The following is a 17,506-nucleotide window of genomic DNA, read 5'->3' as shown; positions in this document are numbered from 1 at the left end:
TTTTACTGGCATGCTGCGTTCCCAGAGGCTGCGCAAAATTCATACTAATAGCGCTATAACACTTTTGTAGTAAACTCACTATATATTCTGCGTGGTTCTTTTTTGATCGGTCGATGACATTCGATTTTAGCCTTCATTTTTTATTTCTATTACAGTGATAATTTGTTATGCCTGATTTTTCTAGTGCCACCTACCGTTTGACGTCTAACCCTGCGACAGCAGGGTTTCATACGACCAGTGACCAGACTCAGCCTTTGCGAGTGGCCATCAATGGTTTTGGTCGTATTGGACGTAATGTGTTGCGTGCGCTACTAGAGCGCTTTGAGGTGCTAGGACGCGCCATTCATGTAGTGGCAATTAATGATTTGGCGCCCGCCGAAACCTTGTTGCATTTACTTAGGTTCGATAGTACGCATGGGCGTTTGAGCCAACTGGGTGTGACCGCTGATATCGTCCAAGATGGCTTCACCGATCATCAGCAAAAGCCCTGTGCAACAGCAAAAAATGACATTCAGCTGTGCCTGACCAAAAACAATCTTACTTACTGCATCCGTTTATTATCAAGAGAGAACCCAAAAACACTACCATGGAAAGACTTGCAGGTCGATGTGGTGCTTGAATGTACCGGACATTACCGCTCATATGAGCAGGCAAGCTTGCATATAGAGGCGGGCGCTAAGCAAGTGATTATTGGGGCGGCACCATTCGATGATGTCGATGCTTGTATCGTGATGGGTGTCAATAGCGAGACGTTGACGCGTGATCTGCCCATTATCTCTAGCGTCTCTTGTACCACTCAGGCGCTCGTACCACTCATCGATACCCTTGATCGGGCGTTTGGTGTTGAATCGGCTATGATGACCGAGATTCATGCAGTGACGGCCGATCAAACCGTTCTTGATCAAGCACACCGTGACCTAAGACGTGCGAGAGCTTCCGGTTATAATATCATTCCGACGACTTCAAGTAGTATCGCGGCTACTGAGCGTGTGCTACCGAATATGGTGGGTAAGATCAATGGTCATTCTATTCGCGTGCCAACGATTGATGTTGCTGCAATTGATGTAACGTTTGTATTTGAGACGCCAAATGTCAGTATTGACGCGATACGTGATGTTTTAAAATTAGCGAGTCAGGCACATTTGGCGACGATCATGGATTATACAGAGGAGCCACTGGTATCAAGTGACTTTATCCACCAGCCTGAGTCGCTGATTATCGATGGTCAGCAACTGATGCAAGTGGGCAATCAATACAAGGTTTTTGCTTGGTATGATAATGAATGGGGCTATGCTAATCGTATGCTAGATATGTGCTTACATCTTGCTTCTAGCAAGCCTTAGACTAGAGATTATAAGCAGTTAAGAAATTAATTTAGCTTTTTTGAGATAACTGCTTGCATTCTCATTTCAGATCGCTATAATAATGCACAAATGGAGACGTGGCAGAGCGGTTGAATGCACCGGTCTTGAAAACCGACAAGGGTTAATAGCCCTTCGAGAGTTCGAATCTCTCCGTCTCCGCCAAATTCAAAAATCCCCAATCAGTAATGATTGGGGATTTTTTTATACGATATTTCCAGACGCTTTAAAACCTTCGTATTATTTTTCTAGCAACTCATCGAACTCGATTTCTTGTCCACCCGCTAACATTATTTTACCTTCAGTAATCTCAATGTTTACCCCTTTGTTATTTTTAATGGCTCGCATGACATTGATGTCTTCAATACTGCTTTCAATGACTATCCTGCCAGATTGCTCTGGGGCAATAGGTGGCTCAAACTGGGTCAATGGTACATTGAAACGTTTATTTTTGGTCAAACGTTTCTCTTGCATCGTGAGCGTACCTTGAAAACTCTCGATAGCCACTTTGCCATGATTTGACAGTATAAACTGTAGCTTCACTTGGTTTAAGCTATCACTCTCGCTGGTTTTGACTGGTAGTAAGTCGACAGGATAGTTTAGGTTATTTGTAGTTTCTATCTGTTGACTGATCACAATAGGGCTTTTTTTACCCGTTGGGTTGTTTGGATGTAGACGCTCATACTCGCGCTGTTGGGTCAAAGCTTGTTTAATAGTAATACGCGGCATGGCACCTGACTCATAAGCGCTACTGAGCTTCATACGTAGCATATAACGGCTGAGAAGCTTTCTATCTGCTTCAGGTAAACGCTCAAAGGTATCGCCCAGTGTCTTTTGCCACTGATCAGAGTTGGTCGGTATGGCTTGCTGGCTAGGATCCACTTGCGGCTGTTCGCAACCGGAGAGGGCAGGAAACAGCCCCAAGCTCATAGTCAATAACAGCACTTTGTTGAAACGGTTATCTAAACCCATCATCTGATACCTCCATATGAGCTGTGATAATTATTATCTTAATATATTGTATAGTCAGTGAAAAGTAATATTGACAAATTATGTAATGCGGGTATCAATTTTTCTTGCTTGCTGTGCCTACGCAGACAGAGGCTGCAAAAAATTTATACCCGCAGTACCGTAGCGTTTTTAGAGTATTTTGACTATATCTCACGATTATGTATATTTATTTATCGCCAAATGAAAGTGAGTGCCGTATCATCAATCGAAAAAAAGACCGAGCACCGTTAGGTGAACTCAGTCTTTATTAAGGTTTCGAACTTTATTAAGGTTTCGAATATTACCTGCTTAAACGCACAAATATTCAAATGCTACTGCTATTTATTTTCTTGCAGCTCAGACAACGAATGGGTAATATTATTATTATGAGTCACCACAATTGCCTCGTCAATAATGCGCTGGCTCACGCCTTTTTTGCGTAACGTCTCAATAAAAACCTCATCATAGGCAAGCGTATAGTCTTGGTGATCACGGTCAAGACCCTGACGAATATATAGTCGAATCAAACCTTGAATACGCTTAAACCCAAGCTCTGATGCCGTCGCCGTCAAAAGCTCAATCATCTCTTCAGATAGGCGAATACTGACAGGGCGCATGATTTTTTGCGGATAATCAGAGAACTTATTTTTTATACGTGTAGGTATCATAATAAACCATTACTATTAGTGAGTAGGAATAAAGCACTCAGGCAAAACTGACTTGGTCATATCTCCCCTTACCATACAACAAAAGTACCCAAAAGAACACCAGCGCTGTATTAATAGCCGTATTGCTAGGGTTCTAAACGTCAACCATAAAAAAACCTCCATCAAATAAGTGATGAAGGTTTTTTCGTATATGGCTCTCCAACCTGGGCTCGAACCAGGGACACACGGATTAACAGTCCGTTGCTCTACCAACTGAGCTATTGGAGAATAATTGGTAATAACCACAAGTTCTAAAAAGGCTTTAAGAGACCTAATTGCTTATCTTGTTTGCGTTATGTGGGGCACATTTTAGCCAAGTAGTCATAGGCTGTCAACCTTATTATGAGATTAATTATGAATCTAATCATAATTATCCAAATAACAACCATAACACCATTATATTGTCTACTTTAATAACAGCTAGCATGACTCAATAATAGAATAACCACTATCTATAGTCAAAATACTCTAAAAACGCTACGGTACTGCTGGTACAAATTTTTTGCAGCCTCTGTCTGCGTAGGCACAGCAAGCAAGAAAAATTGAAACCAGCAGTACATAATGTGTCGATATTACTTTTCATTGACTATATTTGAGCAAACTATTAAAGCAAAAAGCTATCCTTACCGTATAATTGATAGACAAAAATATGGCGCATAAAGATAAAGGACAAAAGCGGTGACCACCTTAAAATATATTGCTCATTATTCGGAGCAGATTCAAAGCCAAGCTGCCACGTTAATTAGCAGCGGCAAACTGGGCGATTATTTGGACAAAAACTATCCCCAGAGACACCAAATCCAAAACGACAAAGCGTTGTACCATTATATTAATGACATAAAAAATCAGTACATGCGCAAAAGCAATTCGCTGACCCAAGTGACTTATAATAGGAAGCTCACGGTGCTCAAACATGCGCTGGGCATTCATACTTATCAGTCTCGCGTGCAAGGGAGTAAGCTTAAAGCGCATAATAGTATTACGGTTGCAAGCTTATTCAAAGAGGCACCGCCTGAGTTTTTGCGGATGATTGTCGTCCATGAATTGGCGCACTTCAAAGAGCAGGAGCATAACAAAGCATTCTATCAGCTGTGCTGTCATATGGAGCCTGATTATCATCAGTTGGAGCTGGATACGCGTTTGTGGTTGCAATGGCACGAGTGCTAATTTATCGTGGTTGGCATAATAATGGATGAGTAGGATAGGCTATGGCGGCGTCAGCGCAACAAGGGACTTTGAGTAAAAGGCAAGCATGGCTCATTCCTCTGCTTTGTCTGCTCGCTGGCGGCGCTCTAATCGGCATCTCTACCAATTTGGCAAAATATGCAGGCGAGATTGGTCTGACGCCACTGGCATTTCTGTTTTGGTCCATTACCGGTGCCGCCGTTATTTTATCTATCTATGCGCTGCTGCGTCGTGAGCTACCGCCTTTAAACAAACCTATCCTCAGCTATTATTTTGTTGCAGCATTGGTCAGTGTTGCAGGTTCCAATTTAATATTTTTCTCAGCGATTCCACACGTTGGCGCAAGTTTTGTCGCTTTGATTATCTCCTTGCCGCCGCTGCTTACTTACCTTGCCGCAATCGTGTTGCGTATAGAGCCATTTACTAAGCTCCGAGCGCTTGGCGTGGTCGCGGCACTTGCGGGAGCGGGCGTATTGGCAGCGCGTAAGTTTTCTGCGCCAGATGCCAGTGTATTTTGGATCGTCTTGACGCTTTGTGGTCCTGTTTTGCTTGCCATTGGTAATATTTATCGGACGCTATATTGGCCAGCCAATCTCTCTGCTAGTGCGCTTGCGCCTGGTATGCTGATTGCGGCGTCAGGGTTACTGGCTCTGGTCAGTATCGTTCCTCATTACTCTTTAGCGGTCCCGATGACAGCGCTTTTACCACTTGGTTTAATTGTGCTACAAGCATTTGTGTTTGCTGCGCAGTTTTTACTGTTGTTTTTACTACAAAAAACAGGAGGTCCTGTGCTGCTGAGCTTATTAGGGGCAGTGGGGGCAGTAGTCGGTGTGCCAATAGCTATTTTTTTACAAAATGAAAGTCCACCAGAAGGGCTAATCTTAGGTGCTTCATTAATCGGACTTGGGGTGATGTTGGTCAGCTATGGTGGCGTAAAGATGTTGAGGGCAGAGAGAGGGTCAGTAAGTTAGGTTGTTTGATATTAGGCTAAAGTTAATGATATGCCAACGTGCCCGCATTGTTATCTGAATGTCATATTTTGTTAATGTCAGGGTATTAAGCGACTGACTGTCTTGATTGAGTATAAGTGTTCTTTGGTATAATACAAAAAATACATGAGATTGCATTATGAATGCCTTTACATCCGAGTCTAGCCCTACTTTTAAACGTCAGTCTTATAAACTCTTGCAAAGTGCAGTGTGCTTGGCTGCTCTATCAACCTTATTCGCCTGTAGTCAACCTGACGCCAGCGCGTCTGCTGCAAGCTCCTTACAAAATGACAAAGGCACGGCGGTCACAGCAAATGTCGCTGAATCAAACGTTGCTGAGTCAAACGCTCAAACGGCACCGCTCATATCGACAACAGCTAGCAATCCAGACCTATTAAAGAACGTCTCAGCAACGGTCTACAAAGATGCCAATTGCGGCTGCTGTAAAGACTGGATAAGCCATGCAGAAGATAATGGTCTGAGCGCTACTGCGCAAGATGTTACGGATTTGGCAGTATTTAAAGAGCGTTACGGCGTACCCGCTGAGATGCGCTCTTGCCATACTGCGGTCACAACCGACGGTTACGTCTTTGAAGGTCATGTACCATCGAAATATGTGGCGCAGTTTTTAGAAAACCCACCCGTACAAGCACTGGGTCTTGCGGTACCCGGTATGCCAGTTGGTAGCCCAGGTATGGAGTATCAAAACAAATTTGCCCCTTATCAGATTATGCAGCTTAATAAAGACGGCACTACTGAGGTCTATGCTGATATTGTCTCAACCGAGCAACAGCTATAAGTTGGCGCTTTTTTGCTTTGTAATACCTAAATTAAATCGTTATCAGCCAAGGCGGTACCATGAATAATAAATTAAGTACCTTTGTTCTCGCTACCAGTGTCTTATTGGCACTAAGCGCCTGTCAACCAACCAATGATAAGGTTGACTTGACCGCCACAGAAAATGCAGCATCGCAAGAAACCGTACAAGAAAATACTGCTGCAGCGGACCCGCATGCAGTTCATGACATGAGTGCAGGCGCTATGGTAGCAGACGGAACACCAATGACGGCTATGCTCAAAGAATACACTGACTCAATGACTAAAATGAATGAAGATATGATTGGTATGGATTATAACGATCCAGATGCGGCATTTGCTCAGGGCATGCTTGCTCATCATATTGGCGCGGTAGATATGGCAGAGATTGAGCTAAAATACGGCACCGATGCAGAGATGCGTAAGCTGGCGCAAGAAATCATCGACGCCCAGCAGTCTGAGATTGAGCAGATGAAGGCATGGTTCGCCAACAATCCTGATGCCAAAACGCCAACAGCGGATACCAAAGCCATGCAGCAAGCTTATGCTAAGGGTATGGATGCGATGCATGGTGACATGATGGCAGCCATTGCCGATCCAATACCAGATATGGCTTTTGCTCGTGGCATGTTACTTCATCATACTGGGGCAGTCGATATGGCAGAAACGCAGCTTAAATATGGTAAAAATTCTGAGATGCGTACACTGGCGCAAGAAATTATCGATGCACAGCAGCCTGAAATTGAGCAGATGAAGAGCTGGATTGCAGCAAATAAAGGTTAGATATGGTCATCATAAATTTAAACCTTCAACCTTAAGATAATAAATTTTAGAACCTTTATTTAACAAGTGTTTTGTCAATTTGAAACATACAAAAGCAGCATTCTAGAATAGATTCCTAGAGTGCTGCTTTTTAATTATCATTGGTACTGTATGGCTATAGACAGACCGTAAAGTTTAAAGTGATAACGCTTATTACTTTTCACCACACTCACAGCATTTCGAACATCGATCACATTTATCACAAGTTGATGGGGCGCTGCAGCCACACTTTGGGCAGGTACAGCCAGTATTATAATGTACCGTCGGTATCAATGAATGTACGCTATCTTTAAAAGTCGTTTTCATAATGCATCCTCGTCCTTGATCGTTTATTCAGTCTGGCAATAATCCATATAGCAATCAGTGGTTTTATTGTTAATGCTTTACAATAGATAGTGCTTTTGAACATAGGTGCTTTGCTGGAAAAACAGTAGAGATAAACTTGCTAAAACAAACACTCGTCAACTAAGCATATTGCGCACTTTATTGAGTGCTGCCAGAACACATAACTGGTTACAATTATCTAACGCCCCGCTTAGTATCTGCCGAAAAAAAGGAGTATAAGTATTCTGGTTATTCCTTTTCTGGATCTAGGCTATGTACGTGACCATACCGTATCGGTTATTGAATAAATTTATCGTTGTAATTAGCCTTATTGGTGTCGGTGTCGCCTTAATTGACAGTGGTTTTGAATTGTCAGTATGGCTACAACAACTGTTTCATCTGTTTTATATGAGTATCATTTTACTCAGTTTTGTTAATACAGTAAGACGTTATACGCGTCCAAAAGTACGTCTGACGGTCAATAAGGTGGTTGTTTTTGATTTGCTGATCAGCATTGCAATCTTAGTCTTGCTCGTCCTGCATTTTACTGAATTGTTTCAATCTGGGTTGTCTGCGCCCGCTGATGGCTTTATTGCTATCAAGATTGCCGTACTGGTCACGTTCATCCGCGAAATATCGGACAACAACTTCAGTCTCAACCGAGGTTTTTTGAACCCCGGTCAAATTTTCATCTTAAGTTTTTTATCGGTGATATTAATCGGATCATTGTTGCTAATGATGCCAAATGCTACGAATCAACCCATCTCCTTTATAGACGCATTATTCACTGCCACCAGCGCCGTCTGTGTAACGGGGCTCATTGTCGTCGATACCGCAACCCATTTTACGACCTTTGGTCAAGTGATTATTATAGGTCTCATCCAAATTGGCGGTCTTGGCATCCTAACTTTTGTGACTTATTTTAGCTACTTTTTTAAAGGGGGCATCAGTTATGAGACCCAGCTTAGTATCAGTGAGATGACTTACTCGTCACGTATGGGCGATATGGTAACAACCTTAAAGTCTATTTTATATGTCACCTTTGGTATCGAGGCACTGGCAGCAATCCTGATTTATATCAGTATTTATGACTTATCGGGAATGAGCGTACTTGAGCGTATATTCTTTTCAGTGTTTCATGCTATTTCGGCATTCTGTAATGCTGGATTCTCTACTTTTAGTGCAGGTTTATACGATGAGTCACTACGTTTCAACTATCCTTTACAGCTGATTATCAGTATCACCTTTTTATTTGGCGGTATGGGTTTTTTGATTGTTGTTAACTTGCTCCGCTATCTGCGTTACAGTATGCAAAGAGCGATGTGTCGTGATGGGCAGCGCTATGCCTACCAGCCATGGCTGCTGAGTATTAATAGTCGGATTACTTTGATCACGTCGGGCGCTTTACTGTTAGTAGGGCTTATTGGGGTTATGATGTTTGAATACCATGGTGTGTTGGCTGAGCACAGCAGCTGGTATGGCAAGCTGATAGCGGGTTTTTTTACTGCTGCGACACCGCGGACCGCAGGCTTTAATAATATCGACCTGACTGACTTGGCTTTTCCAACCATCATGCTGACCATTTTTTTGATGTGGATTGGAGCATCTCCAAACTCCACTGGTGGTGGTATTAAGACCAGCACTTTTGCCATTGCTGTGCTAAATACGTTTAGTTTGGCGCGTGGACAGACAAGGATTGAAGTGTTCAAACGAGAAATTGCAGATAACTCTATTCGTCGGGCGTTCTCTATTATGTGGCTGTCCTTATTGGTCATTGGCTTTGGTGTGACTTTGATCAGTTATGATCAGCCTGAGCTTGATTTGATTAAAGTGATATTTGAGTGTTTTTCAGCTTATAGCACGGTGGGCTTAAGCTTAAATCTGACCACTGAGCTGTCCACTTTTAGCAAAATTGTGGTCTCAGTCATTATGTTCGTTGGGCGCGTTAGTATGCTGACAATTTTTATTGCCTTACTCAAAAATAAAGATGAGCGTAACTACCGTTATCCAACAGAAGAGATTACTATCAACTAACCCGTCCCATCGCTACCACTCTAGTATAGAGATGAGTGAAAAGGAGTATTATGAAATTCATTATCGCAGGTTTGGGCAGTTTTGGGTCTTCGCTTGGTATGGCGCTGACCAGTCAAGGTCATGAGGTCATTGCTATTGATTGCAGTATGCAAAAGGTCGAAACTTATAAGACAGTGATTACCCATACCATCTGTATGGATGCGACCGATGAATATACGGTCAATGGTCTACCGATTAAAGACACCGATATTGTCGTGGTAGCCATTGGTGAAGACCAAGGTGCCAATGTTATGGCGACCGCCCTTTTTAAAACACTAAAAGCACGGCGTTTGATCAGTCGCAGTATCAATCCACTACACGAGAAAGTCCTACAGGCGATTGGGGTTGATGATATTTTTCATCCTGAGAAGGAGGCGGCAATGCGCTGGGCAAAACGGCTGTCATTGCGTTATTTTGTAGACTCGTTCGAATTGAGTGACAACTTTAGTATCGTTGAGATTAGTATTCCTAGCGATTTGATTGGTAAAACCATCGGCGAGCTACAGCTTGGACATCGATTTAGTATAAAGTTGCTCAGTACTATGCGTTATGAGCATTATAAAGACAGCTTTGGTCGTATGCAAACCAAGCCAAATATACAAGGTTTAGCAACACCTGAACAAGTGCTACAAGATGATGATGTGCTGGTCATTTATGGTGCTAATAAGCATATTAATAAGTTTCTACGGAGTGTTGGGGTTAAAGCTCATTAGATTAAGGAAAGAGGCCATGAGAAAATATCGAGTATCTATGCTATGTGTGACTGCCCTGATATTTTTTTCAGGTTGTGATCGGTCTATACAAGATCCAAATGTGGTGTTTTCAGAGAAGCATAAGGATCCAATTAAGGAGCTTGAAAAGACGTCAAAAGAAACGGATCATAGCCAGTTTGGCTATAAGCAAACGTTTTATGTGCCCATATATTCAGACATTTATACCGATAAAGACAATCGCAAAGTATTGCTTTCTGCAACCCTCAGCGTACGTAATACCACGTTAAAAAAATCACTATATATTAATAAAATTGATTATTACGATACTGGCGGCACACTGGTAAAGTCCTACTTAAGAGATCCTATTGAGCTGCCAGCGATGGCAACTCTAAATTATATTGTAGAAAAAGAAGAAGATAAGGGCGGCTCTGGTGCCAACTTTATTATTGAGGTAGAAGGGATAGACGATACCGTTACGCCTGTCATTGAGGCTGTCATGATCGGTAATTTTAGCAATAAAAGCTTTGCTTTTATGACTGAGGGTAAGCCTGTTGTACATTGATACCTGTTGTACATTGATAAATGTATGCCCAGCGTGAATGCTCATTAAGTGAGCCGTCCCAGTATGGTCGTAGACTCAACATTCTGAGAAAATACGACAACGAAAAAACGAAACCACACCCTCGAGATTAAAGCGCGCGCCGCTTGCACGCTGATTGAAGCATCAAACGACTCCTCCTTCTAACAGTGGATCAACTCTATTTTAAAATAATGCCTACCCTTTTTGTGCAAAATACAGTCAGTGAAAAGTAATATCGACACATGATGTACTGCGGGTATCAATTTTTCTTGCTTGCTGTGCCCATGCAGACAGAGGCTGTAAAAAATTTATACCAGCAGCATTGTAGCGTTTTTGAGATATTTTAAATATATCAGCAGTAGTATGGGTGGGCGACAGCAAACTTACAAAGACGGTGACGTCATCCGTGGTTAACATTTAGCCTATAGACTCGTGACAAGACCTACTCTAATATTTTATTACCTTTTGCCAGCGAGAAGCCAGCATGTCTAACTTAACGTTAACCATTAATCAGCAGGATTATGAGTTTGATAATCTTGATCCGCGAACGACATTACTGGATGTATGTCGTCACCATCTACATATCACCGGACCAAAAAAAGGCTGCGATCATGGGCAGTGCGGCGCTTGTACTATGCTTATTAATGGTCGGCGAATCAATTCTTGTTTGACATTAGCGGTCATGCATGATGGTGATGAGATTACCACCATTGAAGGTATCGGTATGCCTGAATCGCTATCAGAATTGCAACAAGCCTTTAAAGATCACGATGCGTTTCAATGTGGTTATTGTACGCCGGGACAGATTTGTTCAGCAACGGCATTGATAGAAGAAGTCAAGCAACAGTGGTCAAGTCATGTGACTACTGACTTGCAAAATCCTAATGGACTGCTTGTACAAGAAATTGCTGAGCGCATGAGTGGCAATATTTGTCGTTGTTCAGCGTATCCTAATATTATCAGAGCCATCTCACAGGTGCTCGAAAAGCAAGTGTCAAATTCCTCTTCAGTGAGCGACAATGCGCCTAATGATAAGGCGACCGATGTCACTATTAGCGGTATTTGGTCACCGCCGCCAAGCGAGGCACAAATTGGCAATCAGTCAATAATAAAGCCGACTGACTATGCTTCCAATGCTGCCAATGCTCAAGGAGAACGTTCATGAAACGCTTTGAATATATCCGTGCCCTTGAACCGCAACAAGCTGTGATGTTTGCCACGCCTAAAGACGCTTCATTTATAGCCGGTGGCACCAATTTATTGGACCTAATGAAGATTGAGATTGAGACTCCTCAAAAATTGGTTGATATTACGCGCTTAGCGCTGCAACAAATAGAGATTACCGCTGATGGTGGATTACGCATCGGCACGCTGGTGACGAATAGTGATTTGGCCGCGCACCCAGCGGTTACAGCAGGTTATCCCGTACTAGCGCGGGCAATGTTAGCAGGGGCGTCAGGGCAATTGCGTAATAAAGCAACGACGGGCGGCAATTTATTACAACGTACTCGCTGCTACTATTTTTATCAGACGGACAGTCCCTGCAACAAGCGCGAGCCGGGTTCTGGTTGTCCAGCTATCAATGGTGAAAACCGCCCACTTGCCATCTTAGGAACGAGTGACGATTGTATTGCACAGCACCCATCAGATATGGCAGTTGCTATGCGCTTACTCGATGCCACCATTGAGACTCTAAAAGCAGATGGCACTTCTCGCCAGATTGCGATTAAAGACTTTTATTGCTTGCCAAAAGATACGCCACATATCGAAACTGTTTTAGAGACAGGAGAGCTGATTACTCATATTATTCTCCCAGCTCCAATGAAAGGGATGCACACTTATGACAAAGTTCGTGATCGCGCCTCTTACGCCTTTGCTTTAGTATCATGTGCTGCAGTAATCAATGTTAATAATCAAAGAGAATTAGAAACCGTACGTTTGGCATTTGGTGGTATTGGCACTAAGCCTTGGCGTAATGAAGCGGTTGAAGCCTTACTCACAGGCACAGATGGTAATTTTGGCATTATTTCGCAAGCGGCAGATTTGTTATTAAAGGATGCTAGTGGTAGTGGTCAAAACGACTTTAAGATACCGCTGACGCGTCGCTTGTTAAAACAAGTCATTGAGCGCGCACTAACGGGTAAGGGAGCATAATCATGTCATTATTGGACGCAGTACTGCCATCAGAACCTACCAAAAAGATGACCATGGATGAGCCTGTTGAATCCTTGCTCAGTACGACGGCGAGCAAACTGGTTGGTAAGCCAATTAACCGTGTCGATGGCTCCTTGAAAGTCAGTGGACAAGCGACTTACAGCGCAGAATTTTATATTGAAGGACAGGTTTACGGCGTCTTAGTTGGTGCGACTATTGCTAAAGGCAAGGTTAAGCACATCGACAGTCGTGCAGTAGAGGCGCTTCCAGGCATTATTAAAGTGGTCACTGACCCCAAGCATTTTTTGCGTAATGCTCAGCAAGGCGGAGAGAAAAAAGCACCCACTCAAGGAGTCGCTGAGATTTTTTACCATGGTCAGCCAATAGCTGCCGTGATCGCTGAAACCTTTGAAGCGGCTACTGAAGGCGCAAAAGCGCTCAAGGTGACTTATCAAGACGAAACAGAAGATGCTGTGATAGATTTTGATTCAGCATTGACAGATGCGCATCCGGTTGATGAAAAGAAAGGCTCGGACAAAAATCATAAACAGGGCAACCCAGAGCAAGGACTTAAAGAGTCTGAGGTTTCGTTTGATCAGATTTATCATACGCCAAGCCAAAGTAATTCGCCTATGGAGCCACATGCTACATTGGCGTATTGGGAGGATGAAAAGTTAGTCTTGTATACGGCCAACCAGATGTTGTCTTCTTGCAAACAACAAGTGGCAGATGCCTTAAATTTGGATCCAAATAATGTGCAACTGATTGCTCGTTATGTTGGTGGCGGTTTTGGCAGCAAACTTGGTATTGCCCCCGAATCAATTGCCGCAGCCATTTCTGCAAAAGAGCTAAAGCGTCCGGTATTGATTGTGATGACTCGTCCGCAAGTCATGGAAACCACCATAAGGCGCTCAGATACGCGTCAACGTATCGGCATTGGCTGCGATAAAGAAGGTGTTATTAATACCTTTATTCATAATACCATCACCAGTAATTTACCCGGTGAGAGCTTCTTTGAGCCTACAGCGCTGTCTACTCACTATCTATACCGCGGTGAAAATCGTCAGGTCGACTATCAGATGGTTGATGTCAATAAAGTACTATCAGGTTCTATGCGTGCTCCTGGTGAGGCCGTTGGAATGATTGCCGTTGAATGCGCGATGGATGAATTGGCGATTCAATTAGATATGGATCCTATAGAGCTACGCCGCCGTAATGAGCCTGAGCAAGATCCTAGTCAAGAGATACCTTTTTCAACTCGGCAACTGATTGCCTGTATGGAAAAAGGGGCTGAGCAGTTTGGTTGGGAAAAACGCAATAAGATGCCTGCTAAGTGCTTAGAAGGAGACTGGTGGTTGGGGATTGGTATGGCTGCCTCTGCCCGTGGTAACAAGTTAAAGCTTTCTGAAGCACGAGCAACCCTACAAATCGATGGCTCAAAAACGCTTGGGGTCAAAGCCATTATTGAGACGGATATGACCGATATTGGTACGGGATCTTATACCGTATTTAGCCAAATTGCTGCTGATTTATTGGGTTTACCGGTTGACCATATTGAGATGAAACTTGGCGATACCAGTCTGCCGCCTGCCGTTGGTTCAGGCGGTAGCATGGGCGCGGCAAGCTCAGGTAGCAGTATTTATCTGGCTTGTCAGCAATTGCGTGAAATGCTAGCAGACAAAGTCGGGCTACATTCCGACACCATCCAATTAAATAACGGGCAGATAAGCAAAATAGGGGAGCAGGAAGCTACAGTAACAGAGACTATCATCGAATCTGGTAAAAATGTCGCCACCGAACTTGTAGAGAAGTTAGCAGAAAAGACGAGCGTGGCTATTCCTGACTCTGTATTAGACCTCTTGCCAGAAGAACAAAAGGCCAAGCAAAACAGATATGATTTTAGTCGCCATAAAAATTATTCACTAGCCGATATTATTGCGCAATATGACGACCAAAAGCTCAGTGCCAAAGGGGAGATTAAGCCGGGTAAAAATGAAAAAACCCATCGTCAATCTTCATTCGGTGCTAACTTTGCGGAAGTCGCTGTACACAGAGTGACGGGTGAGATTCGAGTCAAGCGTATGACGGGAGTATTTGCTGCAGGGCGTATCCTCAATCATAAAACTGCTACTTCACAGTGCTATGGCGGTATGGTTTTTGGTATAGGTTCAGCGTTGATGGAAGAGGTTATCCATGACAAGCATGACGGGCGCTTGTGTAATCATGATCTCTCTGAATACCATATTCCTGTTAATGCTGACGTACCGCAACTGGATGTCATTTTGTTAGAAGAAGATGATCGTTATACCAATCCAATGCATATCAAAGGGATTGGCGAAACAGCAATTTCAGGCGCTGCAGCAGCGATTGCAAATGCTATCTATAATGCGGTCGGTATCCGGGTTCGAGACTTTCCGATTACTCTAGATAAGCTTATTGACCAACTGCCAGATTGATTGTTATCAAATACTGTTTTGCTTAAAGAAACCCGATTAAACAGCGGGTTTTTTTAGCTTATTGCTAAGTCTATAAGGAATGTTATGAATCAAACTGCTGATATCCTTGACCTTGCTGCGCAAGCGATACAACAAGACATCGATGCCGTATTAGCCACCGTGGTTCGTACAGAAGGCTCGGCATATCGGCAACCGGGTGCGATGATGCTTATCTGCGCCGATGGACGTTCGGTGGGGATGATTAGTGGTGGCTGCCTTGAGCCGCATATTATCAAACGCGCGTTTTGGTTGACTCGAAACGGTGCGAATGTACAAGTCTATCAGACAGGCGATGACATTGGATATCGCAACAATGGCAATCCTGAGTCAACTGCTGTAGAAGACCCTACCGTCAAAGATGAGGATATGTCTGAAGACGATTTTTTGGAGGGTGATCTCAATTTTGGTTTGGGTTGTAATGGTCGGGTTCATGTATTGTTTGAGCGTTTAGCGACAGCAATACCGCTACTCGATTTAATCCGTCAGGTTCGTCATACTCAACAACCAGTAACGATTGCCACTCTTATTAGGTCTGATATTCCTAAAATTAAAGTGCCAGAAATGAAAGTTGGTACCCGTATTTATTTAGATGAGTATCTAAAAGCAGAAAGTCTGGCTGATGTATATTTGAAGCGAAATATGGCAAGCAACTCGAATACTGTCATAGATGATGTGTTGTTAAATGCGATTGAAAAATTATCAAAGTATAAGTTTCATAAAAAAAATGCTGAATATATTAAGTTAACGGGCGAATTAGAGTTACAAGCTATAGGTCATCGTCAGTATGAGACTGAATGGTTATTGCAGCGGATTTGCCCACAGACACGATTACTCATTTGCGGGGCAGGTAACGATGTTATACCGCTGGTGACAATGGCAAAGCTACAAGATTGGCATGTCACCGTCATAGACAGTCGACCCCAATATGCGACACGTTTGCGCTTTAGCCAAGCAGATTCAGTGTTGTGTTTAGCCTTGGATGATAGCGAAACATTGCTTAAGCTTAGTGCTGGCGCCGCCGTTGCTGTGATGTCTCATAGTCTGGCCCAAGACCGCGCTCGACTAGCCGTACTACTAGAACACGCTACTCACTGTCATTATCTTGGACAACTGGGACCTCGCTATCGTACTGAGCGTTTAATCAAAGAGATTAGTCAGACAAGTGCTAACCCGCATATTTTAGCAGATGGTATTCGTAAACTGCATTATCCTATCGGTTATAAATTGGGTGGGGAGGGACCTGAAGCATTGGCACTCAGTATCATGGCACAAATGAGCGCGGTGATTCACGGACACACGCCGCAAACAATACTGCCAAATAGCCAATATAATCTGCAAACCTCAGAGCAATCAGACGTCAATACCTATAAAAATGATTACGCCCATGACTAGCGACGTTGATACTAATCATTCTGTTTTAGCACCCAAAACGCCAATGCCTAGCAGTACAGAAAATAATGAAAAAGACCACGCTGTTATTATCTTGGCAAGCGGTCTGAGCCAGCGTCTTGGTCAATCTAAGCAACTGCTCAGCAAGCATGGCGAACCGCTCATCTGTTATATGACTAAAATAGCATTAGCCACAAAGCCTCTTGCCGTTATTGTGGTCATTCCGCAAGACCAACCAGAAATTGCTGATGTGATTCATGGGTTGGTCCGTCAAAATACAACAATCCATTCTGTGATTAATTTGATACCTAAAACGGGTATGGCACATAGCTTGTCTCTTGGTATTGATGCTTTGATTACCCCGAAGATCTCGTTAATGAATCGGGTGTTAATCATGGGCGTGGATCAAGTATTGTTAGATACTGATCATTTAACGGCGTTGTTTGCCGCTAAGAGCACAGTGGTCGCTAGTAGCTATCAATGTCTAGATGAAGCTTCTTCTACTGATACAAGTAAAAATAATATCGTCGGTCTGCCGATAGTCATTGATGTTGAGTGTCTCAAACAGTGGCAACCAGCACTGATAGGGGATAAAGGTCTGCGCCATTTGATTAGAGCCTTGCCGTCCAATCAATTAAGTACGGTCATAAACCATCAACTTAGCTATGATATCGATACGCCCAAGCAGCTTTTTTATGCCAGACAGCAGCGCTGGCTTGATTGACGCAATAGTATTTTTACCTGCACTCTAGCGTCATTTAAGCCAAAAATAATACTTTTATGATCAAAAAATGGTTATCTCATATTATTATTTAAGCTACTTTCTTATAGTTGAGACTGGTGTGCATTTTCTTTTCTTTTCTCTGCATCATATAAGGAGATTAACGTTCTAATCTCTGCATATAAGT

15 protein-coding genes and 2 tRNA genes are annotated in these 17,506 nt (G+C 43.1%); 14 read left to right on the top strand and 3 right to left on the bottom strand.

Annotation, left to right across the window (positions count from 1 at the left end; all coding sequences use genetic code 11):
- Positions 1 to 167: 167 nt before the first annotated feature.
- The gene (locus JMW90_RS03700) at positions 168 to 1,343 is read left to right on the top strand and encodes a type I glyceraldehyde-3-phosphate dehydrogenase (RefSeq protein WP_227691848.1); all 1,176 of its coding nucleotides are present in this window, start codon (positions 168 to 170) and stop codon (positions 1,341 to 1,343) included.
- Positions 1,344 to 1,435: 92 nt separating this feature from the next.
- Positions 1,436 to 1,526 (top strand) — tRNA-Ser (locus JMW90_RS03695).
- A 75-nt stretch (positions 1,527 to 1,601) separates the two neighbouring features.
- Here JMW90_RS03695 and JMW90_RS03690 read toward each other — a convergent pair.
- The 3 genes from JMW90_RS03690 to JMW90_RS03680 all read right to left on the bottom strand — a co-directional run bounded on the left by JMW90_RS03690 (position 1,602) and on the right by JMW90_RS03680 (position 3,286).
- Positions 1,602 to 2,336 carry a hypothetical protein gene (locus JMW90_RS03690; RefSeq protein WP_227691847.1) on the bottom strand — a complete coding sequence of 245 codons (735 nt, stop codon included), beginning with the start codon at positions 2,334 to 2,336 and terminating at the stop codon, positions 1,602 to 1,604.
- Between the two features lie 353 nt (positions 2,337 to 2,689).
- Positions 2,690 to 3,019: a CopG family transcriptional regulator gene (locus tag JMW90_RS03685; protein ID WP_201561749.1), complete on the bottom strand. Its 330-nt coding sequence runs from the start codon at positions 3,017 to 3,019 to the stop codon at positions 2,690 to 2,692.
- 191 nt (positions 3,020 to 3,210) lie between these two features.
- Positions 3,211 to 3,286: transfer RNA gene (locus JMW90_RS03680), tRNA-Asn, on the bottom strand.
- 450 nt (positions 3,287 to 3,736) lie between these two features.
- On the opposite strand from JMW90_RS03680, the gene JMW90_RS03675 reads away from it, so the two are divergent.
- From JMW90_RS03675 to JMW90_RS03620, 12 genes are all read left to right on the top strand, one after another.
- Positions 3,737 to 4,225 carry a M48 metallopeptidase family protein gene (locus JMW90_RS03675; protein ID WP_201561748.1) on the top strand — a complete coding sequence of 163 codons (489 nt, stop codon included), beginning with the start codon at positions 3,737 to 3,739 and terminating at the stop codon, positions 4,223 to 4,225.
- A gap of 41 nt (positions 4,226 to 4,266) precedes the next feature.
- Positions 4,267 to 5,214: a DMT family transporter gene (locus JMW90_RS03670; RefSeq protein WP_201561747.1), complete on the top strand. Its 948-nt coding sequence runs from the start codon at positions 4,267 to 4,269 to the stop codon at positions 5,212 to 5,214.
- A 157-nt stretch (positions 5,215 to 5,371) separates the two neighbouring features.
- The gene (locus JMW90_RS03665) at positions 5,372 to 6,031 is read left to right on the top strand and encodes a DUF411 domain-containing protein (protein WP_201561746.1); all 660 of its coding nucleotides are present in this window, start codon (positions 5,372 to 5,374) and stop codon (positions 6,029 to 6,031) included.
- A 59-nt stretch (positions 6,032 to 6,090) separates the two neighbouring features.
- Positions 6,091 to 6,831: a CopM family metallochaperone gene (copM, locus tag JMW90_RS03660; RefSeq protein ID WP_201561745.1), complete on the top strand. Its 741-nt coding sequence runs from the start codon at positions 6,091 to 6,093 to the stop codon at positions 6,829 to 6,831.
- Between the two features lie 636 nt (positions 6,832 to 7,467).
- Complete coding sequence (locus tag JMW90_RS03655) at positions 7,468 to 9,228, top strand: TrkH family potassium uptake protein (RefSeq protein ID WP_201561744.1); 1,761 nt, start codon at positions 7,468 to 7,470, stop codon at positions 9,226 to 9,228.
- 50 nt (positions 9,229 to 9,278) lie between these two features.
- Complete coding sequence (locus JMW90_RS03650) at positions 9,279 to 9,980, top strand: potassium channel family protein (RefSeq protein WP_201561743.1); 702 nt, start codon at positions 9,279 to 9,281, stop codon at positions 9,978 to 9,980.
- Positions 9,981 to 9,996: 16 nt separating this feature from the next.
- Positions 9,997 to 10,542 carry a DUF3124 domain-containing protein gene (locus JMW90_RS03645; RefSeq protein ID WP_201561742.1) on the top strand — a complete coding sequence of 182 codons (546 nt, stop codon included), beginning with the start codon at positions 9,997 to 9,999 and terminating at the stop codon, positions 10,540 to 10,542.
- A gap of 502 nt (positions 10,543 to 11,044) precedes the next feature.
- Positions 11,045 to 11,725, top strand: coding sequence for a 2Fe-2S iron-sulfur cluster-binding protein (locus tag JMW90_RS03640; protein ID WP_201561741.1), 681 nt, complete (start codon positions 11,045 to 11,047; stop codon positions 11,723 to 11,725).
- Positions 11,722 to 12,714 carry an FAD binding domain-containing protein gene (locus JMW90_RS03635; protein ID WP_201561740.1) on the top strand — a complete coding sequence of 331 codons (993 nt, stop codon included), beginning with the start codon at positions 11,722 to 11,724 and terminating at the stop codon, positions 12,712 to 12,714. The genes JMW90_RS03640 and JMW90_RS03635 overlap by 4 nt, the downstream gene beginning before the upstream one ends.
- A gap of 2 nt (positions 12,715 to 12,716) precedes the next feature.
- A complete protein-coding gene (locus tag JMW90_RS03630) occupies positions 12,717 to 15,170 on the top strand; it encodes a xanthine dehydrogenase family protein molybdopterin-binding subunit (RefSeq protein ID WP_201561739.1) in 2,454 nt (817 codons plus the stop codon).
- Positions 15,171 to 15,254: 84 nt separating this feature from the next.
- On the top strand, positions 15,255 to 16,601 hold the full coding sequence (locus JMW90_RS03625) for an XdhC family protein (protein WP_201561738.1): 1,347 nt from the start codon (positions 15,255 to 15,257) through the stop codon (positions 16,599 to 16,601).
- Entirely contained in the window at positions 16,594 to 17,322 is a 729-nt protein-coding gene (locus JMW90_RS03620) for a nucleotidyltransferase family protein (RefSeq protein WP_201561737.1), read from the top strand. The genes JMW90_RS03625 and JMW90_RS03620 overlap by 8 nt, the downstream gene beginning before the upstream one ends.
- The last annotated feature ends 184 nt before the right edge of the window (positions 17,323 to 17,506 follow it).

The organism is Psychrobacter glacincola (assembly GCF_904846215.1).
GTDB classification, from domain to species: Bacteria; Pseudomonadota; Gammaproteobacteria; order Pseudomonadales; family Moraxellaceae; genus Psychrobacter; species Psychrobacter glacincola.
Note: the sequence above shows the minus strand (reverse complement) of the source record. Positions and strands in the feature narration are given on the sequence as shown.

Bases quoted from the DNA above. Each gene is read 5' to 3' on its own strand.
- JMW90_RS03690 (WP_227691847.1), bottom strand. From the start codon at position 2,336: ATGATGGGTTTAGATAACCGTTTCAACAAAGTGCTGTTATTGACTATG.
- JMW90_RS03645 (WP_201561742.1), top strand. From the start codon at position 9,997: ATGAGAAAATATCGAGTATCTATGCTATGTGTGACTGCCCTGATATTT.
- JMW90_RS03625 (WP_201561738.1), top strand. From the start codon at position 15,255: ATGAATCAAACTGCTGATATCCTTGACCTTGCTGCGCAAGCGATACAA.
- copM (WP_201561745.1), top strand. From the start codon at position 6,091: ATGAATAATAAATTAAGTACCTTTGTTCTCGCTACCAGTGTCTTATTG.
- JMW90_RS03700 (WP_227691848.1), top strand. From the start codon at position 168: ATGCCTGATTTTTCTAGTGCCACCTACCGTTTGACGTCTAACCCTGCG.
- JMW90_RS03670 (WP_201561747.1), top strand. From the start codon at position 4,267: ATGGCGGCGTCAGCGCAACAAGGGACTTTGAGTAAAAGGCAAGCATGG.
- JMW90_RS03630 (WP_201561739.1), top strand. From the start codon at position 12,717: ATGTCATTATTGGACGCAGTACTGCCATCAGAACCTACCAAAAAGATG.
- JMW90_RS03635 (WP_201561740.1), top strand. From the start codon at position 11,722: ATGAAACGCTTTGAATATATCCGTGCCCTTGAACCGCAACAAGCTGTG.
- JMW90_RS03685 (WP_201561749.1), bottom strand. From the start codon at position 3,019: ATGATACCTACACGTATAAAAAATAAGTTCTCTGATTATCCGCAAAAA.
- JMW90_RS03650 (WP_201561743.1), top strand. From the start codon at position 9,279: ATGAAATTCATTATCGCAGGTTTGGGCAGTTTTGGGTCTTCGCTTGGT.
- JMW90_RS03620 (WP_201561737.1), top strand. From the start codon at position 16,594: ATGACTAGCGACGTTGATACTAATCATTCTGTTTTAGCACCCAAAACG.
- JMW90_RS03655 (WP_201561744.1), top strand. From the start codon at position 7,468: ATGTACGTGACCATACCGTATCGGTTATTGAATAAATTTATCGTTGTA.
- JMW90_RS03665 (WP_201561746.1), top strand. From the start codon at position 5,372: ATGAATGCCTTTACATCCGAGTCTAGCCCTACTTTTAAACGTCAGTCT.
- JMW90_RS03640 (WP_201561741.1), top strand. From the start codon at position 11,045: ATGTCTAACTTAACGTTAACCATTAATCAGCAGGATTATGAGTTTGAT.